The organism is Sporosarcina sp. Y352 (assembly GCF_056786535.1).
The window spans coordinates 124490-149248 of sequence record NZ_JBXCJE010000007.1; the positions used below are offsets into that span (position 1 = coordinate 124490).

The window sequence follows — 24759 nt, forward strand, 5'->3', positions numbered from 1 at the left end:
ACTTTTTCAGTGAGCTGTCATCTGGCTACTTTTTATCTTCAATTAGGCACTATAAGTCACGATGCAATTCGTACATCTTCTGCACCAACCTGTGGCCAAATGAGCTCTACCCATTCCGGATGGTCAATGAATGGATTACGGTTCCCCTGCCATTGCTCGATAACTTCGTTGCGGTTTCGCTCAAATTCATCGATTGGATCTGATTCATGCCATTCCAAAAGAACAGAAAGTTTTCCGTGATACGGATTGCTTCCGTTGTTAAGCTTTTCATTTAACTCAAGATCGACACGGTCTCCTTGCTCATAGCGAGTAGCCATGTAAAACAGGATTCGAGCGACATCACCCTTTACTGCATCGGGCGGCTCCCAAGAATTCGCTGTTTTGTAACATCCGCTACATCCTTTCACACTACTTCCGCCGTTATCAAAATCCAAGTTACTGCGTAAACTATTCACTTGGACATCTGTGGGACGCAAATGATGGATATCGGTACCCGGTCCTCTGCTTGTACCAAAATTGCCGTGGGATTTTGCCCACACATGCTCGCGGTTCCAATCTCCAACGTTTCCGCCATTGCGATCTTTAGAGCGTGAGTCTCCGGAATAGAACAAAATCACGTTGTTCGGATTGTTCGGATCTTTGTCCGTCTCCCGCAGTGCCGCCCACACTTCAGAGTAGTCTAGCTGCTTTTGCACCGAAATAATGTCATGAAGTGCCGTTTTCAATGCCTGCCCTTCTTTTCCAATGGCGTCCTTATAGTAGCCATCAGCAGGAATTGCTACGGCTGTTACTGTCACACTGAAACTTGTCGTAACCGTTTTTTCGCCGTCACTTGCTGTGACACCCACAATATGGCTACCTTTTTCAAGTGAAAGTGATAATATTCCTGTATTTACATCGCCTTTTGTTGATGAAAACGTCAGTTCATCTCCATCAGGATCCGAGAAGTGCTCAGTAAGTACAACTGAGACACTCTCTCCTTCTGTCACTGTTTTATTCGAAATTACTTTGGTGACGATAGGTGCTTTGTTCTCCACTTTCGTTGGGTCACCGATTCTTTTCCCATTTGAATTGTAAAACTCGACTGCATCTGGGTTTGCACCATTGATGAATTCGATATTCTTCACATTTTCAGCGCCTCTAATTTGAAGATTATGTGGACCATCTATGACGACATCCCTCATAACAGTGCCTTTCAAATCGACAATTGCGCCTTTTTTCTTCGGTTGAAGGATTAATTTATTTGTCCTAAAGCCTTCTCCGCTAACTTCCAAGTAATCTCCTTTGAATAGGATTCCTTCGTCAAGATAAGATTTCGCATCCATTTTCACCGCAACACTAGGTTCTGCAATGTTCAACTTTTTCTTTTTAAAGTTCACTAAGTCATACACTTTTTTCACTTTAATCGGTTCCCAAACAACCGGCTCTTCGAATCCGATTTGGACGAGGACTGGGTCATGGTCGCTTGCACGGCCTGCCATATCTGTAAAGTCTGCATTGATATGAAGAATATCAATTTCGGTTTGATCGACTAAGTGATTTGAAACTAAAATATGATCGAGCACTTGCGAATTACCTTGGTAGAGGTATGTGTAGCGATCAGCCGTTTCCACTTTGTTAATCATATTTGTCATAAGATTTCCTTCATGAATCTTTAAGCTATCCGAGAATTGGAAGTCGTTAAAATCGCCTAGAGAAACGACGTTCGCATTCGGATTATCCGTTTTTACATCTTCAATGAAATCATAGACAATCTTCGCAATTTGTTTACGTTGTACTTCACTGCCATAGATAGGAGGCTGTGTTGAACCAAATAGTGGCGTATCACCTGATTTTGAATTCCAATGATTCGCGATTACAATTACGCTTTCACCTTGGAAGTCAAATTGTGCAGCCAGTGGCTTACGGCTGCTAGCGAATGCCGCGTTCTGCGGGTCAATGCGTCCTGGATTGAGTGTTAACTTTCCACTCTCGTAAGCTACCGAAGTAGATGCGTCTCCTACTGGACTGCCTTCCGTCAACGATACACGTTCCGGATTGTAGAGGAATCCAACACGAATATTCGCATTCGGTGCTCCACCGTCTTGATTCGAAACCGGATCGATGTTGACGTATTTATAGTTCACGCCGCCCGCCTCCACGATTTCAGCAATCAATCTTTCATAACTTTCATTTGCTTTTGAATCCCCGGCATCTTCTCCGTTATTATCCTGGACTTCCGTCACACCAATAATATCGGGACTCTGCATATCTTCCGCAAACGCTCTTGCTAATTTTCGCGCTTTGTCTGCAGATGACGATTTTGTGTTGTTCGAGAAGTTTTCCAAGTTATACGATGCAATCGCTAACTTATCGTCTACTTTGACAAGCTTCGTTTTTTCAGGTGTTGCATTGCCTTTTGTATGTGCCGCATGCATTTCATCCAAAGCCACATAGATTTTATAATTTTGGAATGAGTAGCCAACTACACCTGTAATCGGACCTTTAAATGTATCGCCAGTAGCCACTTCAAAATCACGGGCCGCACCATTCGGCTCTAATCGGAACTGGACACGGTTTGCGTTTTGATTGTCTTTTTCTAACAGTAGACCACCGTGCAGTGTATTCGTCGGTGCCTGTTCAAGTACCGTGATTAAATCACCATGTTCTTGCGGAGATACAGCTTTGACATTGCCGACTTGGACGCGCATTCCTTCCAAGCTCTCCCAATAGTCAATTGCGTCAACGTCAGGATTGAATACGGACAAACCGTCGCTATCAATCTGTTCACTTGGCATACTTTCTTCATCTATAAGAATAGGTGCTGGTAATTGAACACCTCTTTTTAAGACTGTTACTTTTCCGCCTTGATCATCACGGACATTGATTTGCGTTGCTTTCATGTCAGTCACTTGTCGATCCGCAAATCCGTCAATTGCATATTCACTGACTTTACCGGAGACAGTTACTAAATCCCCAACCTGAATCGGCCAAGCATTCCGTCCACTGTAAAGAATGATTCCTTCCGATGTCTTTGCATTGTCATCTGCTGCCGCATCGGGCGTTTGGATATGGTAGTATGTCGAACCACTTAGTGTAAATGAATAAGTGACAATGCCTTCAATACCTTCAACTGTCTGATTGTCGAATGGAGAAGTGTGGCTTTCCCCTTGGATATCATGAATTTGAAGACTGTCGGTAATTGTATAGGCGAACGTATTCGTTTCACTAACTTGACCCTCTTCCGTTTTTACTATTGCTTTAATGGTTGTATTTTCTGTAATGTTGATAGGTGCTTCATACTTCACACCAAATTCAAGTGGATTTGTTCCGTCTACCGTATAATAAATGGCTGCTTGTTTTGTGCTTGTTGACAGTGTAACCGTAGTCCCCCCCTACGAATGTACCGCTTGCAGGATTCGCATTAACAGGTTGGACAATTGAGCTATCTACGATGATGTCTTCTTTAGAGCGTGGAATGAGTTGGTAATTAGCATCGAATTGCTGCACGATGCCTGAAATAGATTCATACTGCGTACCAACAGCTAGGTCCAATCCATTGTTTTCATCGCGAACGATAAATTCCGTTGTACCATCTGTCGCAATATAATTGGCCCAACCTGCGCCAGTTTGAACATCAATGATTTCAATGTTTTCTGTCAGTACGAGTTGCGATTCGTTTTCTTCCGCAACGTTGGCACCTGTAATTGTTTTAGCAACCGGTGCGCCTACATTTGCAGTTTTCACTGCGATTGTCGCGCTGTCTAATTGAAGCAAACCGCGGTAATCGGCAAGTGTCCCAGTTAAAGTAACTTCATCACCAACCACGGCATTCAAACTAGTTGGACGCACGGCAATACCACCCGTAGCATCTTGGACGGAAATCGTATTTTTCAAATTCGCCGCTACGATTCCTTTAATAGTTACTGTCTCTCCCTTATTCATTGATCGCGCTTCTGCGATTGAAATGAGAGTTGCAGGGTCTTCAGTGTCTTCAGGATCCTCAGGATCTACCGGTGTTCCGCCTTCGAAGTCATGGAATCCTAAATAATTGAATGTGTCTTTAGGATAAACAATCCACTCAGCGCTACGATCGAAAGCGTCATTCGGACTCGTATCGCCTGTTGTTATCCCGGCACCCCGGACCAATGTCACATCGGTTCCCCATTTACTTGTAGCCCCAACTTGTCCTAATGAGTCAATCACATCGCCAGATTTTTTCAAAACAAGCGCGTCATCACCATTAAAGTTAATGACACTTGAGTTTTCCAACTGGCCCTTACTCTTAATCGCATCACTGGCATCTTTATGATATAAAACATACGTTTCTTCATTACTCACTGTTCCCGTTAAAGCGATTTTGGAAGTAGCTTCCGTCGCTCCATTTGAATAGAGTTCCAACGTATAATTGCTTAAATCAAGCGCAGTCCCCGTCCCGTTGTAAAGTTCCACTGCTTTATTAAAGCTGCTTCCCTCCACGTATTCAGATATCAGTAAATCTGAAGCAACAGCTGCTTTTACCGTCGCCGGGTATGCAGGTACTAGCAAACTCGCTACTAAACCAATCGATAAAAAGGTGTTCAAAGGCTTTTTCCATTTTCCTATATGCATGTAATAATTCCCCTTTCTGATTGAAAACTAGCATTTATTCGAAATCCTTGCAAAAAGCGCAAAATCGCTCCCTTTCAAGTCAATTATTTGAATAATTTATCTCCATATTCAGCATATCACCGCATGTGGAGGATCACCTAGTGACCTTTTGTAATGTTTTGTAAATTCCATGTAAATCTTTTGATGTGTATAAAAATTATTTATTTTGACTAATATATATATCCACTAATAACCATGCACATTTTACTAGTTATGTGAGATGAAAAAATCCAGTTATTAGTGACTGATTCCATAATAGACGTTTCGGCGCTTTGTGGATGTCTCTCGTATTGGTTTTTTCTCTGCAATAAGGAAACCATAGAAATGGGAGTAGCGCCCGAAATTGTATTTTCGGGCGCTTTGAAAATTGATAGAGAAGATTCTATTCTTTTATTATAAAAGGTAAGCGCACTTTTACTTTGGTCATTAAAAGGGAGCGACGAAGTCACTAATCTAAGCGCTTGTTTTGATATACTTTAACTTTGTCCAAAGCGAACCGATAAGAAACCACGCCACCTTTACCCTACTCGCTTCAGCTCGGATTGGTATTTCACATAAAAAAAATCAGACAGCATATAACTGTCTGATTTCACATTGCACTCACGTAACGATTTCGGGAAACGTAATAATCATTTCTCCGTCAATATTGACAACCTCGATGAGCTCTTCATTGAAAAGATACGGGGTATCGTTTTTGTCTTGGGGTGTTATGGCTTCGTAACTATTCTTTGCGGACAAAACCTGAAAAGTCACAGGTACATAGCTGCCCTTGCTTAACATTTTTGTATTGCCCATCAAAAATATATCCTTACTGGATACGGCAAAACTGAGATGCCCTATCTGTTTATTCAATGAACCTGAAACTAATTTAATATCCTGTAATAATGATATCGTGCATAGAATGAAATCATTAATGATTTCATTTGATAACTTGTCATAGCCATTTTGTTGAAACAACGTATTAAAGCCGTTTCTAATTTCTTTAAATGAAAAGACATCTTCAATCTTCTTGGTTTTGATGCCATTGCCCACGTTATTAATAATATGCTTGCACTCTTCGAGATACTCACTTACGTACCCCATACTCTTTTCTCGTTCTGCCATAAAATCACTAAGTTTTTTAATGCTATCTATACCTTGTGCTTCATCATTTACGAGCATCATAAAAGCATAAAAGTCCTTCTCATCAAAACGTCTTTCAGCAAACTTTGAATAATAATGCGCAAATAACTGTTGTTCTTTCTTATCCACAGCGTTTCCTCCCTTAAATCTATACTTACATCATAACACGCACTGATTAACGGGAGGTCTGTCAATACACAAAAAACCAGCCTTTGATGAATCTTGGCTGGTTTTCATTGGATCCCCTAGAGAATTCTTAGTACTGTCTTTAAATGGTGGCCTTTTAGGCTGTCCATAGAACGTAAAGTCATTCGATATAGCCTCTGATTTCATCTGCCCAAACCATGTAGGCTTTACCATTTAAATGGAGTCCATCTTCAGTGTATGTAGGATCCAGCACGCCGCTTTCATTTTCAAGTTTATGGTGGATGTCTATGTAAGCAACTTGATGAGTAGCTGCCAACGCTTGAATTTGTTCATTTAATGCATTAATCATTTTGTTTTCCAAATCACGTGTACCTTCTTTAACGGGTAAAATACTTTGTATGAATAGCTTAGCGTCGGGAGCTTGTTCCTGTAATTTCAAAATAATTTGTTCGTAATTCTCAATCGTGCCTTTTGTTTTCTTATCATAAATCAGATCATTAACACCAATCAGTAAGAAAATTTGTTTTGGCTTCAAATCAATGATACCGTCTAGCCTCTTGAGTAAACTCTTCGTCGTATCTCTTTCAATTCCCCGATTAACAATCAATTTCCCGGGAAAGAGTTCGTTCCATAGGCTTCTTTCAGTTATGCTGTCCCCTACAAAAACAGCATCTACATTTTGGGTTTCTACTTGTTCGAATAGGGAAACCCGTTCACTGTACTTTGTCTTGGCCGTGGTATGTCCATTGCCGGTCGCTTGTGGGTCTTTGTTGGCAACAACTAGCAATACAGCAAGGATTCCAATATTTAACGCTAATGATAATAGTAACCATTTATTCTTTTTCAAATCGTGTACCCCTTTTTTCCTAGTAAATATGTTGAAATAAAGAATCCCATTGAGCCCGCTCCGACTACCACGAAGTCGCGCCTTCGCTGGATAGTACAGGTTAAAAACGGATAGAATCAGAAATCCCGCTAATACCGCTTCGACGCTTTGTGGATGCCTCCCGCGATAAGCCGGAAAGAAGTTCACTTTCAGTCTTATCGCTCCGGCTACCACCAAGTCGCGCCTTCGCTGGATAGTCTATATAAGAAAGCTCATTTCGTTATTCGGGATTAGGCTTACAATCTATAGTGCGTCGTTCTTCAATGAAATTAGAATCAAATAGTAATCACATTATAATCTCAGTGCATACATCTCAGAATTACTATCAATAATGTACACTCCAGCGCCGGCGCGGCAAAGGGGTAGCCTAAGCCCAGAGACTGGTTGCGTAGCGTTAATCCAGGCTCAGGGCGAAAGGCATCCCCAAAGCGCAAAGCGGTCAATAATCCAAACACCGAATTACAACTCACTCTCAATAATGTGCACCCTAGCGCAAGCGCGACAAGGGGTAGCCGAAGCCCAGAGACTGGATGCGTAGCGTTAATCCAGGCTCAGGGCGAAAGGCATCCCCAAAGCGCAAAGCGATCTAAAATGTACACTCTGAATTAAATCTCTATCGATATTGTACACCCCAGCGCAGGCACGGCAAAGGGGTAGCCGAAGCCCTGAGCCTGGATGCGAAGCGCCAATCCAGGCTCAGGGCGAAAGGCATCCCCAAAGTGCCAAGCGTTCTACAAATCCACACTCTGAATTATAATTCTCTTGAATATGGTCGAGCTTGCGAGAAGCATGTCGAACAATAGAACAACAAACTAGTCATCTTTTCCATAATCGTATTGCGCTTGTATTGAAATTATTTCAAAGTTTTTTCCTTTCTCTACCTTTGAAATGATGTAAATCCCTTTGGTTTCGTTGGCGTTCGTCGGTGCACTCTTCTCTGTCGTCTTTAATGTGGTCTTCGTTCTGGACTCAATCAATCCCTTTAGATTGTAAGCTTTCTGTATTTTTTTATCAAACGATGCTTTACTCATCTCGACAATGATAATAGTACCATTACCCATGATTACCTTTGTGCGTACATTTGACAGCTTAATGGTTTTCTTAATATGATGCAGCGCAAACCAGATGCAGTCTTCTTTTGCTGGTGATTTGCTTGGAAACCAATAGAGGTCGAGTTTTTCGTTTATAATAACGGGATACATTCTGCCATCCCCTAAAATCATATTCGCGCCTTCTCGTGCACCTTTTAGACTAGACCCGTAGTACCTTAAGTTAAAATCGATAAGTTCAGTCGGCCCAGCCTCTATGTCAAATGATGACGTATCATTTAAAACGAATGTATATAGTTCGCCAAACTCATTTGTCTTTGGTAAAAATAAAATCGTATTATAATCCATCACATAGTCAGTAAGTTTCCCCATTTCTCTTCCCCCGTATCAAATATAGTATATATTTATTTAAAAAGAGTATACTAGTTACAGAATGGAATAATTCCCCTTTATACTCCTTATGCTTTTCTTCCTAACTTTTCTCACCCCCTCTACGAATTAGCTACGCAATCCATAATTCTCATTTAACTCTACTTTTTCAACAAATAAAATAGCACGAGATGTAATCGCTTCCATTTAACCGTGTGTAATTTCGACTAGTACTATTTATTACCTATAGTACTTTTTCTAACTTAAATGGATCAATTACCAATAAAACTAGTTATATCATATCATGAACATTCAGACCATACAGTGCAGTTTCGACAAATAAATCAATATACCTTCTTTTATTTTGAAAAGTTTAAATAAACACATAACTTGTCGCATCCAGTAACACACATTTGTAAATGACTTTATCTTAAAAGGGTAAAAAATTGGAGAGACACCAGGATAGGCTCCTGTGTCTCTCCAATTTTCCCGTTTATTGTAAGCTAAATTTGACTAGCATTGATTAGGTATTACACAATTGTGTTGATCAACCTACTGTTGTTTTGCCAATACAGGTGCTAGTGCTTCCTTTTCGTGAGAAGCATGTAATTTCACCATCGTGTTTATTCTCCGAGGATGCTCCTTGAGCTCTTCAAGCCAGTCAAAAGAAGTCTGAAATAATTCATTTTCGTAAGTGTAGCTTGAAAAGGTATGATCCGCACCTTCGATATAATGTGTGTTTATTGGTTTTTGGATAGGTCGTTGTTGCAATGAAGCGAAATAACGGGCAGTATGTTCTTTCGGAATGTCCTCGTCACTTTTTGCATGAATGACCAATGCCGCCTCTTTAAAAGAACGAACGGATTCAAGAGGATGATGATTTTTCAAATCAGTTAAAAATGCCTGACTCACGTAAAAACCATGATAGTCAACTCCCCCATTTGTGTCTGCAGTTTTAATTGCACGTTCACCCAAAATTTGCGAAATATCTTCATACGGTCTACCCACTGGCGACCATAAAATAAGCCTGCGTATGCGACGGTCTAGAGAAGCGATTATCGAAGCCACAGCACCCCCAAGGCTGTGGCCAATCATAATAATATTGTTTGCATCTACTTCTTTAATAGTCGACACATAACGGAGTACAGCTTGGACCTCGCTCAACTGCTTCGTGACCGTGACATCTCCATAATCGCCGTCACTTTCCCCACAACCGCTAAAGTCAAAACGAAATACACCATACCCCCTAGCCGTGAAATACCTGGCCGCTTTTACAAATAAACGATGTTCGCCCACTTTGCTCCCAACAAATCCGTGTAGTAAAACAATAAGTGGAACTTTTCTATGATGAACATTCTCTGGGAGATGAAGCACTCCGGAAAGTTGTAATTTATTCGCATAAATTGAAATTGTTTTATTCATAGAATCAACCTACTTCCTCTATTTTATAAATCACATTAAGTATACCTGTTTACTTGGTATTATACATATGGAACATTCAGAAGTCAATGTAGATCGTAAAGGAGAAGGCTACAAGCAAATTAGACAATTTAAGAATTTTATATTTGAGGAATATTTCTGAAAGGTACAGCGCTCAGATTTCTGAAAATTCCGCTTAACTATATTAGACTGAGTGGGTCATCTAGGTGACAGCAAATGGGTCCATTAACTACAAATCGATTGAAAGAGGTTCAGTTTACATGGGAAAATTAACATTGGAAACAGCGAAAAAACTAATTGAAGCGGCAGAGCAAGAAGCAACCAATTTAGGAGTGGCTATGGTCATTTCTGTAGTGGATGAGGGCGGTAACTTGATAGCCGTTCATCGCATGGACGACGCATGGATTGCCAGCATCGACATCTCACAAAACAAAGCGTGGACATCCGTCGCATTAAAAATGCCAACGAGCAATTTGGAACAGGCAACTGTCCCTGCAGCTGAACTCTACGGTTTGAACACTACAAATAACGGCCGTTTGGTCATTTTTGGCGGCGGTTTCCCATTGATGAAAGACGGAAAAGTTGTAGGCGCAGTAGGTGCAAGCGGCAGTGCTGTGGCGAATGATGTCAAAGTTGCTGAAGCAGCAGTTCAGGCATTCGAGAAATTGTAAAACGGTTTTGTATATAGATAGACAAAAGCCTTCCACAGAATCCATTGATTCTGTGGAAGGCTTTTGTATTGAACATGCAAATCAATTTAAATACATAGGTTCTTTTTCAACCTATTGACACAGCAAGCGTGCCGATTATCTTCTCTAAGTTTTCTTTACCTAGTAATTCGACAGTCCTCGCATTCTCCCTAAAATCCGTCGCAAGAGCAGCAGACGCGATGTTGATCAAACCTGTGCACGTAGGCGTTTTGACGTCTAACATCTGCCCCAAAGATTCCAACAATACGAGACCTTCAGGAACGTCTTCCGTAATAAATCTTGAATCCGCTACAAATGGGCCTTCTGGTGAACTGTTTTTAGCATATGTTAAAAATGCTTCTTTCGCATCGATTGTTCGATTTTCAAAATTACGGAATTTGCAGGCTTCCACGTAAGGCAATCGTTCCGCCCCTACCTTCTCCAGCACATCCATTTTTTCATTATCAAGGCTATCTACCATATTCCAGACGTGGGGTGTGAACACTTCTTTGTACATCCAATAGTCGCCTTCCGTATATTCAATTCGAGGAATACTCATAATTCCTCCGATCGTATGGACAATTAAATTGGGGTTGTGGAGAGCAGCTTCGATGACTGAATCGAGGTAAATAAAATGATAGTGTAGCGTATCTAACTTTTCTTGAATAACTATTTTGTCTTTTTCCGTATAAATTGCAATTGGATTTCTAACATTTTTAAACAAAATCTTTACTTTACCAGGTTCAATAATTCTACAGTCAATTGGTGAACTTTGTGCTTCAACAATTGTAAATCGCTTTTTCTTTTCATGTTTCAAGAAATATGCTGTTGATAAATAACCCGGCTCCAGCAACACGATTTGGTCTTCATTCATGAAAGGTATTATACGCTTAATAACTTGTTCATGGTAATTCGTTTGAACATAAATAATAATCATTTCAGCATTTTTGATTGCCACTTCAACATCTGTCGTCACTACATCTAGATGGACTGTATTTTCTTCCTTCCCATCCACAATAGTGATTTGACCTTTATGATTCGTTAGGTAATCAAAATTGTCGTTATGCAAACTCTTTGAAGTCTTTAACAAAGTGACTAGATGACCCTTACGTTTCAAATCAGCAGCGATTGTTGTTCCACCATGTCCTGCTCCTACAACTGTGATTTTCATAAAAATCCCCCCAGTAATTTGATAAATTCTATGCAACTCTTTAAACGTTACTTTTTCCAGAAGTTTCCTCCCTAGTTATCTACTATACCATTGTTTTTACCATTTTTCATTAATTCTGAAAACATGAACACCCTTAACACCTTGTGTTGACGTTAAGGGTGTTCATATACTGACGTGTGTAAGTTACTCGATTATACAAACACCGCAATGTGATCATCGGAAACTCCACCAACGATGTATGTAAGATACACCAAATCCCCCCCTGAATAAAAAAAGCGGAAAGTTACGGAATATTTATCCGGTAACTTTCCACTTTTCCTGTGATTCAGCTGCTTATCTATATCAAAGCAACTCTTTAACTACTTTACTAATCAAAGCGCCTTCTGTTTTGCCTTTTAGTTCTGACATGGCGAGGCCCATTACTTTGCCCATGTCTTGCTTGCCGGAGAAACCATTTGTTTCGATGATGTTTTTTACGATTGATTTGACTTCCTCTTCGCTGAGTTGCTCGGGTAGATATGATGTGAGCATTTGTATGCGGTTTTCAAGATTGGTGATCATTTCGCTTTTGTCGGATTGCTTCGCGTACATTAGGGACTCTTGGGTTTGCTTGATTTCTGTTTGGATGATTTGCATCACTTCTTCGTCTGCAAGCTCATTGCCGTCGTTTTTATCGATTTCCTTTTTTTGAATCGTGCTTAATACCAAACGAATGCTTGTTAGTTCTTCTTTATTCTTAGCTTTCATGGCTTCTTTCATCGAATCCTTCAGTTTTTGCTTAAGTGTCATTTAAATAACTCCCTTTCCTTATTAATAGTATAGCCTAGGTTGGTTCCTTTTAAGAAACGAACGATTTACATTTTATCTGTGTGGTGCATTGCCATGATGCTTTTATTTCTACCGGTACTTTTTGCTTCATACAAACATTTATCGGCGATTTCGATTAATTCTTTAATGTGATTTCCGCATTCTGGGAAACTTGCAATGCCTGATGAAATCGTGACTACTTCGCCACTCGGACTAGCCGTTGTTTCTAGCTTTTTCCGCAATCGTTCAGCGACGTCAAAAGCTTCCAACATAGTCGTATCAGGCATCAGTAAAATGAATTCTTCACCACCATACCTGCAACAAATAGAATGCACTTGCGAAACGGCTCTCATTTCATCCGCTACAAATTTTAGGACTTCATCTCCCACTGCATGGCCAAATGTATCATTGACCTGTTTAAACCGGTCAATGTCAAACAAGATAATTGAATACGGCGTTCCCTCTTCCATCCATTTCTCCGTATGCTCGTCCATCGTCCTTCGATTTACCAACCCTGTCAACGGATCCGTTGTTGATCGGTGACTGAAGTAGTTCACTTTATCTTCAAAAAATGAAAAACTCTTAACCAGTGCATTCTCTAATTGAATCGCTTCGTAATACCAGGCATGCACGTTTTTCATTTCCGTATGGCTTTTATTTTCTGTGCTCGATTCTGCGTAGTGCGCTAGTCGTTGTAAGGGACCCGCAATTCGACCGGAGATGAATATAAGAATTAGGAGCGACAGCAAGAGAAACGGCAGCGTTTTAAGGATCATTTGATTTCTCAAGTCTTTAGACGATAACAATGCAGCTTCCGCAGGCCGTTGCGAAACAATTCCCCATTTCGTCGTAGGCGTATACGCGTAACCCGCAAGCATATCAATCCCATTCGAGTTTACAAGTCTTTGGGCACCGCTATTTCCACTCATAATATCCTCTATGACTGGATTTCCTGGAACAGTATTCCCGATTCTTTCATTGACAGGGTGATAGAGAATTCGTCCATCTTCATCCACTACATAGACATAGGAACCGTCCTTATAAAAGTGTTCTCCCAGTAGATCATTCAAAATATTTTTCTCGAGTAAATAAATAGATCCACCGATAAAACCAAGGTAATTTCCTTCGTCATCAAAAATGGGTTGTGATATAAAAACAATTAGACGTTTCGTTATTGACAGATAAGGCTTTGAGATAAGTGGCTTTCTTTCTGTCAATGCCTGCTGTGCACCAACCGTGTCCAATTGCCTTCCTTTTATCTGTATGCTCTGGGGTGAATTTGCAATAACCTTACCCGATGCAGACGCGATAACGACCGAATTAAACGTATTATTCCGCTCAAATAAACGCTTTGCTTCATTAAACAAGAGTAACTCAGAATCGCTTTGCTTCAAGTAACCCGAGACATCTTTTGCACTATAGGCCAATTCTTGAAGCGTCGTTTTAAAAAAATTATCAGTGGTGCTCGCAAGTTTCTGGGTGTACACTCGGTTTGTTTCCAATGTATTTTCAACCAGTGTCTGCTGATTGACTAGATACCCTGATGTAATACTACTAAAAAGTGTAAGTCCAACTGACAGTAAGGCCACGAGGAGGATTAAGGATTTCAGTGAAACTTTCATCGCAATATGTTGCTCTCCTTTTAGCTTATATAGGTTGAGTGAATGACGTTGTGATTCACAAGTAAACTATAATGCTATTTTTCATTACTACTATACCATTTAATTCATTTACTATATATCTTTAATAACAGAAAACGCATGATGTAAATGAGGATGTAGAACTAGATATGCGCACAATACAAAAAACAACAAACGTGCTGTTTACACAGGCATAATCGCCCTAACACTCCTGCGAAGAGTTGTACATATAGTAACTTCAAGGGGGTGTTTACTATGCCAAGTTTTAAAAGTGATATATCACTATTTCTCGCTTGTATTTTAGCAGCTTATGCGATTCTCGGACTGATTCTCATCGTTCCGGTATTGCTCGTTGGACCAATTACTTTAGTGCTCATTGGGGTTATTGTCGTTATCGTAGTGGTTGTCTTGTTTGCGCTTGCAATTATTTTAAAAGGCCTCGCACACCTTTTAAAAAGCTCCAAACACTAAAATTCCATAATAAAAGACAGCAGCCTGTATGAAATAAGCTGCTGTCTTTTTATAGGTACTCGAAATCTTATTTCGACTCTGCTTCTTTGATTGCCGTTTGAGCTAATTTAGATATTGTCATATCGTCCATTGGTGGATTATGTAGACCCGCTCGTACATCACGATAATACCTTTGCAATGGGTTGGACATTTGAAGACTTTTCGCTCCGACTAAACGCATCGCTTTATCAACGATTGTAATCGCTGAATTTGTCACGATATGTTTGGCAGCTGCCAGTTCATTCGTTAGTTGTTCGCGACGCGCGTCATTATCTACAGCATCCGCCACACTGTAAAGGAAGTGTCTCGCTTTCATCAGTTCTAAGTCCATTTGGCCTATTAAACTTTGGACATTCGGCAATTGACTAATTGACCCTTGTAAACTATTCGGGGAGTATTCGACTGCAAATTTCACTGCATAGTCACGAGCTGCTTGTGCAATGCCGAGGTAACAAGCGGGAATGTGCAGAATCCATGGGTTCAACGTATTGCCCCTAGGACCTTGGTTGAATTCGACAAATTTCTCTTCCGAAACTTCAACGTTGTCTAGCACTAAGTCATGGCTTTCTGTTCCCCTCATCGCCACAACGTCCCACGTTTCTTTGATGGACAAGCCTTTTGAATCTCGTTCAACTAAGAAGAAACCGATGCCCTCTTTCTCTTCAATCCATGCAGACACTAGAAAATGTGTTAACACAGGTGACATCGTCGTAAAGTTTTTTTGACCCGTAATCACCCATTTGCCATCTCGTTTCACGGCATTCGTTCCAGGACGTCCACCACGCGTTGGGCTTCCCGTTTGTGCTTCACTCACTGCGCGATTCACTAACGCCCCGTCCAAAATCTCTTGTGCAAATGAAGTTAATAGATCTTCACTCCATAATTTATTTTCATATAATTCTCCGACAACACCTTGGTGCCACCCAATTGCTAACCCTGTAGCTCCGTCAAAACTAGCAATCGTTTCTTGGAATAATACCATGTCACGCACGCTGATACCCTCGCCGCCATATTCTTTCGGTAACGTTAGTTTCGTATAACCTAGGTCAACAAGTGCTTTTATATTTCCTTTCGGAAATCGAGTCTGTTCATCGTTTTCTTTCGAATTGCTCTTAAAAGCTTCCTCATGATTCATGAGTTTTTCTAGCCATTCCTTTTGAAATGCATTTTCAACAAATACCTTCTTCGACATATAGGACACTTCCTTATTGGTTTGTTAAATCTATAACGTAAGTAGTACGTCTGCGCCTTACAAGAAACAGCGGATTCATTGGGATTCTTTTTTCAACATAACTAGTATATCTGCACAATGTCTACTTTACAACTAGGAATACTTATGCTATTGTATGTACTGTTATGATGCATTCATTACATGTAAGGAGGGGTGGGAAATTGATAACATTAAAAAATATTAAAAAGAGTTTCAATAAGAATCCGGTGCTTCATGGCATTGATGTAACTGTGAACAAAGGAGATGTCTTGGTGATTGTCGGGCCAAGTGGATCTGGTAAAACAACCCTCCTTCGTTGCATAAATTACTTAGAAAAACCAGATGAAGGTAGCATTTCAATCGATGATTTTTCCATAGATGAAAAAAGTGCAACGAAAAAAAACATCCTAACGTTAAGAAGAAAAACGGCTATGGTTTTTCAACATTATAATTTATTTAAAAATAAAACTGTGATTGAAAACATTATGGAAGGCCTTCTCGTTGCGAAGAAAATCAACGTAGATGAGGCACGTCAGATTAGCATGGAACTTCTTCAAAAAGTGGGTCTTGAAGATAAAGCAAATGACTACCCAACGCAACTTTCAGGCGGACAGCAACAGCGCGTAGGAATTGCTCGCGCACTGGCATTGAAGCCTTCTGTATTATTATTCGACGAACCAACATCTGCACTCGATCCCGAAATGGTTGGAGAAGTTCTTTCTATTATAAAGAAAATTGCGGATGAAGGAATTACGATGATAATTGTAACACATGAAATTGACTTTGCCCGAGATGTGGCTACAGAAGTTATTTTCATGGCGGACGGGCTTGTAGTTGAACAAGGTACACCGAAAGATGTATTGGTCCATCCAAAACACGATCGCACAAAACAATTTTTGAAAAGACTTACACCGGAACCAGAATATGAAATTTAAGAAAGAAGGCATACTCATGAAACGTAAATGGCTAGTACTATTAGGAGTAACGATTTTCCTTGCTATTCTCGCAGGTTGTTCAAATGAAAGAAGTACAACAACGGAAGACGGAAAAAAGGTCATTAAAGTCGCATTAAGCGATGAAGTCAATCCTCCCTTCCTATATACAGACGATGAAAACAATCCGATTGGCTACGACATGGATTATTTAGCAGAAGTTGAAAAAAGATTGCCAGACTACAAATTCGAATACATCTTCGGTGAAGAAGAATCGAATCTAGTGGGCCTTGATACAGGTAAAGTTGACATGGCAATTAACTGGTTTTTCAAAAATCCAGATAGAGAAGAGAAGTTTCATTATCCAAAAACGGAATATGGCTACTCTCTAACGTCACTTATTACGAAAACAGACAGAGATGATATAAAAACATTAGATGACATGGTTGGTAAAAAGTTCACGCCTATGTCAGCTGGGGGCGGGCTCCGTTCAATATTAAATGGGTACAACACAAGTAATCCTGACAATCCTTTAACGATTGAAAGCATGGAACACCCATCAAATGCAGATAACTTAAAGCGCGTTGACGAAGGAAAAGCAGATGCGATTTTTCTTAACAAATCGACATTTGATGCTGTTCAAGAAACACTTAACTTGGATTTAAAAGTAGCTGGAATTGTTTCGAAAGAACCTCTCTTTGTTGTTTATAATAAAGAAAACACTGAATTAGCCGATGAAATCGAAGCAATTACAATCGAATTGACGGAAGATGGAACACTATCGAAACTATCCGAAAAGTGGTTTGCAACTGACTTCTTCCAAGACCTCGACTACATCAATGAAAAAGGGTTCAGCTACAACTAATACTGAGCACCGCATTGAATTGAAATGCGTTCATGCGGTGTAATTTAGCACATATTTTTCTTTATTCAGCAATAGACTCCCACCTCTATAGGTGGCGTAATTGATTAGGTGGTGTGAAAGATGAGCTCGAGTTTGCAAGATTGGATTGACATATTCGTTAGAGTACTAGATAAACTCCCGCTAACACTACTGATGACAGTAATATCCTTATTCTTCGCGTTACTCATAGGTTTAGGTATTGCGATTATACGAATTCAGAAATACCGGTTTCTCTATGGAATTGCAACCATATATTTATCATTCACAAGAAGTACACCTTTGTTGGTACAACTGTTTCTAGTCTATTTTGGACTCCCCCAATTACTACTGGTCATTAACGTAGATATTAATCATTGGGATCGGCTGTTCTTTGCCATTATGGCCTTCTCGTTCCATACAGGTGCATTTATGTCAGAGGTTATCCGTTCAGCCTATTTAGCCGTTGGAAAGGACCAATTCGAAGCAGCATATAGTGTCGGAATGAGCTATTCACAAGCGTTACGAAGAATTATACTGCCGCAAGCCTTTCTGATTTCATTGCCTAACTTAGGTAACAACATTATCGAATTATTGAAAGACACATCTCTCGCCTTTACGATTGGCATCATTGATATTATGGGGCAAGTTCGAATCATTTTAGGCAATAATCACGGCATCGGTATGTTTCAGATTTACGTTGTGATTTCGCTTGTTTACTGGGCAACTTGCATAATTATTGAAAGTCTTGTCGGCTATGCTGAAAAAGTCTTCAAGAAAGGGCATGTTGGTCTATCTAAGTAATAACTTGTTGAGGATAGTGATAAATTATGGCTATTGTAGATTTTAAATTTGCGTTAGAGCAAGTACCCGCAGTGTTAAAAGGAGTACCTTGGACAATAACGATAGCCATTGTCGCGATGCTTTTCGGGCTCATTTTTGGTTTACTCATTGCTCTTTGCAGAATATATAAAATACCTGTATTAAATCAGTTATCCATTTTGTATATCTCGTTCATTCGAGGAACGCCCTTGATTGTTCAGCTATATGTCTTTTTCTACGGTGTGCCCGTACTCATCGATTACTTGAACCCACGCCTGGGTTTACAAATAGATGCTGATGAAATTCCTCCACTGCTATACGCGCTTGTTGCTTATACAATAAACACAGCCGCTTATCAGGCAGAAATCTTCCGTTCGTCCATTAATGCCACAAATGCAGGACAAATGGAAGCCGCCTATTCAGTTGGGATGACAACGAGACAAGGTTTAACACGAATCATTTTGCCACAAGCGTTATTAATCGCATTGCCTAATCTAGGAAACGTATTTATCGGGCTCATTAAAGCAACCTCTTTAGCATTCGCCGTAAAGGTTGTAGAAGTGTTAGCCATTTCCAAAATTATTGCGAACGATGGATACCGTTTCATCGAAATGTATTTAGTCGCATCCATTATCTATTGGATCCTTTGCCTCATCTGTGAATTTATCTTGTTTAAACTCGAGAAGAGAATGAGCCGTTCTGAAGCAAGAATGGGTCTGAATGCAACAGTTTGATATAGAAGTTTATGAAAGCCCCATTTCTCATGTTTTGAGAGATGGGGCTTTTTTTGTTGGACACTTGCTGGGGTTTGTTGGACACTTTGATAGTTTGGTTGGAGACTTTCCTGTTTTTTGAATGCTTTTCCGAGTTGGTTGGACACTCGTCGGGGTTCGTTGGAAACTTTCTAGATTTAATTGGACGCTTTGATGGTTTGATTGGAGACTTTACTCTTTGTTGGAGACTTGCTGGGGTTCGTTGGATAGTTCGGATAAAAAATTATTGCCCGCTACATATTGATTATTCTTTTTTTTGAAAATTGTAAGCGTTTTCCTATTGTCGAATTGAGTATTATTATGTTAAACTTTCATTAGGATATTATTTTGCAATTGTTTGATACTTAAAACTTTCACAATTCAAACATCCTAGAAAAAGCAGAGAGTGGGAAATGTCATGCAAGAACAAGAATTGTCGAGGGGTCTAAAAAACAGGCACGTACAACTAATTGCCATCGGGGGGGCAATCGGTACCGGATTATTCCTTGGGGCAGGAAAATCCATTCATTTAGCAGGGCCGTCAATTTTATTTGCATATTTGATTACAGGAATAATTTGCTTTTTAATCATGCGCGCACTTGGAGAACTACTTCTAACCAATTTGAACTATAATTCATTTGTTGACTTTGTACAAGACTATATGGGGAATATGGCGGCGTTTGTTACCGGATGGACCTATTGGTTCTGCTGGATTTCAATTGCAATGGCCGATTTAACCGCAGTTGGTCTTTATACGCAGTTTTGGTTTCCGAACGTACCGCAGTGGATGCCAGGTTTAATTGCGCTTGTCATTTTGCTATTTATGAACCTTGCAACTGTAAAACTTTTTGGCGAAATGGAATTCTGGTTTGCATTAATTAAAATCATCGCGATTCTAGCACTTATTGTTATTGGCGTTTTCATGATCTTCAAGGGCTTTTCTACCGATGCTGGCCCAGCTAGTTTTACTAATCTATGGAGCCATGGTGGTATGTTCCCTAATGGTATTAATGGCTTTATCCTTTCATTCCAGATGGTTGTATTTGCGTTTGTAGGCATTGAACTAGTCGGCCTAACAGCAGGTGAAACAGAAAACCCGGAAAAAGTGATCCCGAGAGCCATTAATAATATCCCTATTCGGATTTTGATATTTTATATTGGCGCTCTTATTGTTATTATGAGTATTTATCCGTGGAACGCTATTAACCCACTGGAAAGCCCGTTTGTCCAGGTCTTCGTTGCAGTAGGTATTGTTGCAGCTGCTGGTATCGTCAATTTTGTTGTCTTAACATCCGCCGCTTCGGCATGTAATAGCGCCGTGTTTAGTACAAGCCGGATGATTTACTCACTTGCCAAAGATAATAATGCACCTGTACCATTTACAAAACTGACTACCAATAAAGTCCCTTCCAATGCATTGTTCTTTTCAACTATTGTCATTCTAATCGCCGTTGTTTTGAACTATGTAATGCCAGAAGGTGTATTTACACTAATTACAAGTATTTCTACAGTATGCTTTATCTATATTTGGGGCGTTACAGTCATCTGCCATTTGATATATCGCAAAACGAAACCAGAACTTGCGAAAGCGAATAAATTTAAAATGCCGCTTCACCCGTTTTCAAATTACTTAATCCTTGTGTTCCTAGCGTTCGTTCTTGTCGTGCTAGGACTAGCGGAAGATACTCGTATTGCTTTGTTCGTAACACCTGTTTGGTTTATTTTACTAATTGTGATTTATATGATCCGGAAAAACAAAAACCAGAGGAAAATACAAGTCGTTTGATAGATTGATTGGGATTTTTAGGTACTGACACAATTTAGAGTTGTGTTAGTGCCTTTTTTTATTGGACGCTTTCTGAAGTTGGTTGGACACTAACTGAGGTTGGTTGGACATTCCACAGGCTTTATTGGACACTTTGATGGGTTCGTTGGAGACTTCCCCTTTGGTTGGACGCTTTCTGGAGTTGGTTGCACACTAACCGAAGTTTGTTGGACACTCTCCAAACATTCATTGGACAAACCAAAAAGTCGTTCAATAACCACTTATTGAACGACTTCCATCATTCTATTCCTGCATACTACATACAACTTGCCCAACGGCTTTTGCTGCAACTAGGAGTGCATCTTCGTCGATGTCAAACTTTGGATGGTGGTTGAAATATGGTTTTTCAACGCCTTTGGGTGAACACGCAATATAAAAGAAACAAGCAGGGAATTTTTCAGCATAGTACGCAAAATCTTCGGAAGGCGCCATTGGTGGCACTTCTTTTACCTCTGTAATTTCTTTTATATTCGCATTTTTAAGTGCTTCAGCCACTTTTTCTGTAAGTTCAGGATTATTATACAATGGTGGATAATCTGGTGTATACGTAAGCTCACAACTTACATCGAACTCCACTTCAAGTCCTTTGACAAGACGTTTTACTTCTCGTTCAATCGTTTCTTTCGTTTCAACAGTCATATAACGGATATCACCTTCAAGCTCTACGCTATCTTTTATCACATTAAAGGTACCCGCACCATCAAACGATCCAATTGTAATTACTCCTACGTCAAATGGACTTAATCGGCGGCTTATGATTGTTTGGACTGCGGTTACGAAATGAGCACCCGCGACAATTGCATCATTTGCTAAATGAGGCGAAGAACCATGCCCACCTCGGCCTTGTATTTTCAATTTCATATAGGCCCTTCCATTGAAAACAAAGCCTTTATTGTAACCAACCATCCCAACAGGAGCAATTGGTAATAAGTGAATTCCAAACACTTCATCCAAATCATCCAGCAGTCCAGATTCGATGATACTTTTCGCACCGCCTGGTGGTACCTCTTCAGCATGCTGATGAATGATTGTGATGGTTCCGGATAGTTCTGATTTCAGTTGAATTAAACAATCTGCAAGTACTAACAAATAGGCTGTATGACCGTCATGACCGCATGCATGCATGACACCTTCATTTTTCGACTTGAACGGCACGGGCGTTTCTTCCACAATTGGAAGCGCGTCAAAATCTGCGCGCAATCCAATTGTTTTTCCAGGTTTCCCACCTACTATTTTCACAATAATACCGTACCCATTCCCGACATTTGTTTGTATTTCGACGTCTTTTCCTTTATAAAAGTCAGCTATATACTGAGCTGTTTTTTCCTCTTTAAATGATAATTCAGGGTGTTCATGTAAAAAACGGCGAATTTGAATCATTTCTTCTTTACGTTCATCCAACATGTCCATTAATTTTTCTTTCATGCCTAAAACACTCCTTATTTAACTTCGCTCTTACCTGCGTTATTTGGAACCATGAAGATAATTGATAACAACGCGATGACTGCGAAAATCACATTGGCAATAATACCGCCAGTTGCCGCTGCATCTACCCCGCTATTCGCTGCAATCGTCGCATAGACAGTCGCAGAAATCGCAACCCCGAATGCAGAACCAAGGGAACTTGCCATTTTATAGATACCCGATGCTGCACCAATTTTATCGTCAGGTGCATTCGAAACCGCGGTGTCTGTAGATGGTGTTGCATAGATCCCTAATCCTAAACCAAACAAAGCGAATCCTATAAATACAACGACTGTGTAAGCGACGTCTGGTAAGAATGTTAAGCCCATCACCCCAACACCAATAAGCGTCAATATTGTACCCCAAAGCATTGGTTTTTTCGCACCAATTTTTTGAAGAATTTTTTCTCCAACACGAATCATTGCAAGTACGGCAATGAGATAACCTATTGAAAGCATACCCGATTGAAAAGATGTAAAACCCCTTCCTGCTTGGACATACGTGTTCGCAACAACAAGCGTTCCGGCAACAGCATTGAGCAAGAAGTTTGAAACGGTTGCACCCGTATATGGCGCATTTTTGAATAACCCAAAATCGATGAGCGCATTCGCTTTACCCTTTTCTACTTTTATAAAGCTAATTGCACCAATGACTGTGACAACTAACAGTACAATTGTAATCCAGTTTGTCCAACCAATCTCAGCACCTTGTGTGATGAAAATATTCAATGCCAACAGTGTGACAACGAAAACAATTAGGCCACTGACATCAAATTTAGAATTACCCGTTTGTTTCGCTTTACTTTCAGGGGTGTCTTTTATTAACCACAATGCAATAATTGCAAAGACAATGGAAAAGATGAAAATCCACTTCCATCCCATATATGTTGCAATCGCTCCGCCAAATAACGAACAGGCACCAGAACCACCCCAAGAACCAATTGACCAGTAACTAAGTGCCCGTTGACGTTCCGCCCCTTCAAAGTAATCTTTAATGAGCGCAATGGTTGAAGGCATAATACAAGCTGCCGATAAACCTTGAATAACCCGACCTAGAATGAGTAATATCGAGCCATTTGCTAACACTAAACAAAGTGAACCAACGATACTTAACAGCAGCCCGATATTTGTTATTTTCTTCCGACCGATTTTATCGGCAAGTCCACCCGCAGCCACGATAAAAATACCCGAGAAAAGGGCTGTTAAACTAATAGCAATGTTGACTGTCCCGGAAGAAACGCCTAAATCTTCCTGAACTGCGGGAACTACATTGACCATCGCTTGAGCAAAAAGCCAAAATGTTAAAACCCCAAATACAATCCCTGTAATCAATTTATTTGTACCTTTATAGGCAGTTGTCATGATCTACACTCCCTCACTTTAATTCATTACTTCATTGTTTACAGAAAGAGTACTTCTATGCATGACTATGCTTTGTCGGAGAATTTTTGGAGTTGGCTGGACAGTGGCTGATGTTGGTTGGACGCTTCAATGGTTTCGTTGGAGATTCCTTGTTTGTTGGACAGTGGCTATGTTCGTCAATCAACCATCCAATTCAATTTCTATACTTAGTCATTTACTTCTTATATACTGAGGGTTGGTAAAATGAAGATTTTAGGAGCGATATCATGTTTAAAAATGCATTGGGCCGTTTTCGTTTCATGGGTTTCCTCGAAGGTAGCTCGCTGCTGCTCTTGGTGTTCATTGCGATGCCCCTTAAATATTGGTTTGGTATGCCGAGTGCCGTGACTATTATTGGAACGCTTCATGGTTATATATTCCTCGCATATATGGTTGCCATCGTGTATGCAATGATTGCGGTAAAATGGCCTTTCAAATTTACAATTGGCGCTGTTCTTTCAGCCTTCATCCCATTTGGTAATTTCATATTGGACAGCCGTCTCAAAACGTTAGAGAACCCAAGCGGGACGTCTATTAAAATGTAAGTACTTGATACAAGGACCTTTATAACATCTACTATAAATTCAAAAAAGTAACGCCAGTTTTTACTCTGGCGTTACTTTTTTACTTGAGCTGTAAAATGCTCTTCACTAAATTCCATTTCTTCCTTTGCACGCAAAATTCCTGTCGCTCCTCCCACTTTCCCGCCTTGAAGCTCCAAAATGCTAACACATACTTAATTCAACAATACTTTACCCTTCAGAAGGGTATCTATACAACAAAAAACAACAAAAAGTTCAACCAATTGTATAAAAAACCAATAGAGATTTTATATTCAAGCATTTCACTAATTTCTAGCTAGTGTATTTTCAAAATAATATCTTGCACAGTGGTACCTGAATTTTAATCCAACAAATAATCTGAGTCAGGAACTGAACGCTGCACTCTTTATTTTAAAAAAATGAGCTGCGTTTTTTTTAGTGTTGCCATTTTTGCGAAGTTTGACGTTTAATTT

The 24759-nt window shown here is 40.0% G+C and carries 21 protein-coding genes; 9 read left to right on the plus strand and 12 right to left on the minus strand.

Going from position 1 to position 24759, the window contains the following annotated elements:
- Positions 1-56 precede the first annotated feature (56 nt).
- The 6 genes from AC1TO6_RS13540 to AC1TO6_RS13565 all read right to left on the minus strand — a co-directional run bounded on the left by AC1TO6_RS13540 (position 57) and on the right by AC1TO6_RS13565 (position 9624).
- Positions 57-3356 (minus strand): endonuclease, encoded by a 3300-nt coding sequence (locus AC1TO6_RS13540; RefSeq protein WP_482102198.1) that lies wholly within the window; start codon positions 3354-3356, stop codon positions 57-59.
- On the minus strand, positions 3295-4590 hold the full coding sequence (locus tag AC1TO6_RS13545) for a lamin tail domain-containing protein (protein WP_482102137.1): 1296 nt from the start codon (positions 4588-4590) through the stop codon (positions 3295-3297). The genes AC1TO6_RS13540 and AC1TO6_RS13545 overlap by 62 nt, the downstream gene beginning before the upstream one ends.
- Before the next feature lie 639 nt (positions 4591-5229).
- Positions 5230-5880, minus strand: coding sequence for a hypothetical protein (locus tag AC1TO6_RS13550; RefSeq protein WP_482102138.1), 651 nt, complete (start codon positions 5878-5880; stop codon positions 5230-5232).
- 178 nt (positions 5881-6058) lie between these two features.
- A complete protein-coding gene (locus tag AC1TO6_RS13555; protein WP_482102139.1) occupies positions 6059-6745 on the minus strand; it encodes a GDSL-type esterase/lipase family protein in 687 nt (228 codons plus the stop codon).
- An 851-nt stretch (positions 6746-7596) separates the two neighbouring features.
- Positions 7597-8205 carry a competence protein ComK gene (locus tag AC1TO6_RS13560; protein ID WP_482102140.1) on the minus strand — a complete coding sequence of 203 codons (609 nt, stop codon included), beginning with the start codon at positions 8203-8205 and terminating at the stop codon, positions 7597-7599.
- Positions 8206-8754: 549 nt separating this feature from the next.
- Entirely contained in the window at positions 8755-9624 is an 870-nt protein-coding gene (locus AC1TO6_RS13565) for an alpha/beta hydrolase family protein (RefSeq protein ID WP_482102141.1), read from the minus strand.
- Between the two features lie 278 nt (positions 9625-9902).
- Between AC1TO6_RS13565 and AC1TO6_RS13570 the strand changes: the two genes are divergently transcribed.
- Entirely contained in the window at positions 9903-10313 is a 411-nt protein-coding gene (locus tag AC1TO6_RS13570; protein ID WP_482102142.1) for a GlcG/HbpS family heme-binding protein, read from the plus strand.
- Positions 10314-10419: 106 nt separating this feature from the next.
- Here AC1TO6_RS13570 and AC1TO6_RS13575 read toward each other — a convergent pair whose 3' ends face one another.
- The 3 genes from AC1TO6_RS13575 to AC1TO6_RS13585 form a co-directional block, all read right to left on the minus strand.
- Positions 10420-11502, minus strand: coding sequence for an NAD/NADP octopine/nopaline dehydrogenase family protein (locus AC1TO6_RS13575; RefSeq protein WP_482102143.1), 1083 nt, complete (start codon positions 11500-11502; stop codon positions 10420-10422).
- Positions 11503-11844: 342 nt separating this feature from the next.
- A complete protein-coding gene (locus AC1TO6_RS13580; RefSeq protein ID WP_482102144.1) occupies positions 11845-12291 on the minus strand; it encodes a GatB/YqeY domain-containing protein in 447 nt (148 codons plus the stop codon).
- A 65-nt stretch (positions 12292-12356) separates the two neighbouring features.
- Positions 12357-13931, minus strand: coding sequence for a sensor domain-containing diguanylate cyclase (locus tag AC1TO6_RS13585; RefSeq protein WP_482102145.1), 1575 nt, complete (start codon positions 13929-13931; stop codon positions 12357-12359).
- Between the two features lie 273 nt (positions 13932-14204).
- Between AC1TO6_RS13585 and AC1TO6_RS13590 the strand changes: the two genes are divergently transcribed.
- Positions 14205-14420 (plus strand): hypothetical protein, encoded by a 216-nt coding sequence (locus tag AC1TO6_RS13590; protein ID WP_482102146.1) that lies wholly within the window; start codon positions 14205-14207, stop codon positions 14418-14420.
- A 67-nt stretch (positions 14421-14487) separates the two neighbouring features.
- Here AC1TO6_RS13590 and AC1TO6_RS13595 read toward each other — a convergent pair whose 3' ends face one another.
- Entirely contained in the window at positions 14488-15651 is a 1164-nt protein-coding gene (locus AC1TO6_RS13595; RefSeq protein WP_482102147.1) for an acyl-CoA dehydrogenase family protein, read from the minus strand.
- 200 nt (positions 15652-15851) lie between these two features.
- Here AC1TO6_RS13595 and AC1TO6_RS13600 point away from each other — a divergent pair, with 200 nt between their 5' ends.
- From AC1TO6_RS13600 to AC1TO6_RS13625, 6 genes are all read left to right on the plus strand, one after another.
- On the plus strand, positions 15852-16604 hold the full coding sequence (locus tag AC1TO6_RS13600; protein ID WP_482102148.1) for an amino acid ABC transporter ATP-binding protein: 753 nt from the start codon (positions 15852-15854) through the stop codon (positions 16602-16604).
- A gap of 16 nt (positions 16605-16620) precedes the next feature.
- A complete protein-coding gene (locus AC1TO6_RS13605; protein ID WP_482102149.1) occupies positions 16621-17466 on the plus strand; it encodes a transporter substrate-binding domain-containing protein in 846 nt (281 codons plus the stop codon).
- A gap of 120 nt (positions 17467-17586) precedes the next feature.
- The gene (locus AC1TO6_RS13610; protein WP_482102150.1) at positions 17587-18285 is read left to right on the plus strand and encodes an amino acid ABC transporter permease; all 699 of its coding nucleotides are present in this window, start codon (positions 17587-17589) and stop codon (positions 18283-18285) included.
- A 26-nt stretch (positions 18286-18311) separates the two neighbouring features.
- Positions 18312-19037, plus strand: a complete 726-nt coding sequence (locus AC1TO6_RS13615) for an amino acid ABC transporter permease (protein ID WP_482102151.1) — start codon at positions 18312-18314, stop codon at positions 19035-19037.
- A complete protein-coding gene (locus AC1TO6_RS13620) occupies positions 19024-19158 on the plus strand; it encodes a hypothetical protein (protein WP_482102152.1) in 135 nt (44 codons plus the stop codon). The genes AC1TO6_RS13615 and AC1TO6_RS13620 overlap by 14 nt, the downstream gene beginning before the upstream one ends.
- 315 nt (positions 19159-19473) lie before the next feature.
- Positions 19474-20841, plus strand: a complete 1368-nt coding sequence (locus AC1TO6_RS13625; protein WP_482102153.1) for an amino acid permease — start codon at positions 19474-19476, stop codon at positions 20839-20841.
- A gap of 282 nt (positions 20842-21123) precedes the next feature.
- Here AC1TO6_RS13625 and AC1TO6_RS13630 read toward each other — a convergent pair whose 3' ends face one another.
- Positions 21124-22305: an amidohydrolase gene (locus AC1TO6_RS13630; RefSeq protein ID WP_482102154.1), complete on the minus strand. Its 1182-nt coding sequence runs from the start codon at positions 22303-22305 to the stop codon at positions 21124-21126.
- A gap of 14 nt (positions 22306-22319) precedes the next feature.
- Positions 22320-23708 carry an MFS transporter gene (locus AC1TO6_RS13635; protein WP_482102199.1) on the minus strand — a complete coding sequence of 463 codons (1389 nt, stop codon included), beginning with the start codon at positions 23706-23708 and terminating at the stop codon, positions 22320-22322.
- A 263-nt stretch (positions 23709-23971) separates the two neighbouring features.
- Between AC1TO6_RS13635 and AC1TO6_RS13640 the strand changes: the two genes are divergently transcribed.
- Positions 23972-24289 (plus strand): DUF3817 domain-containing protein, encoded by a 318-nt coding sequence (locus AC1TO6_RS13640; RefSeq protein ID WP_482102155.1) that lies wholly within the window; start codon positions 23972-23974, stop codon positions 24287-24289.
- Positions 24290-24759 lie beyond the last annotated feature (470 nt).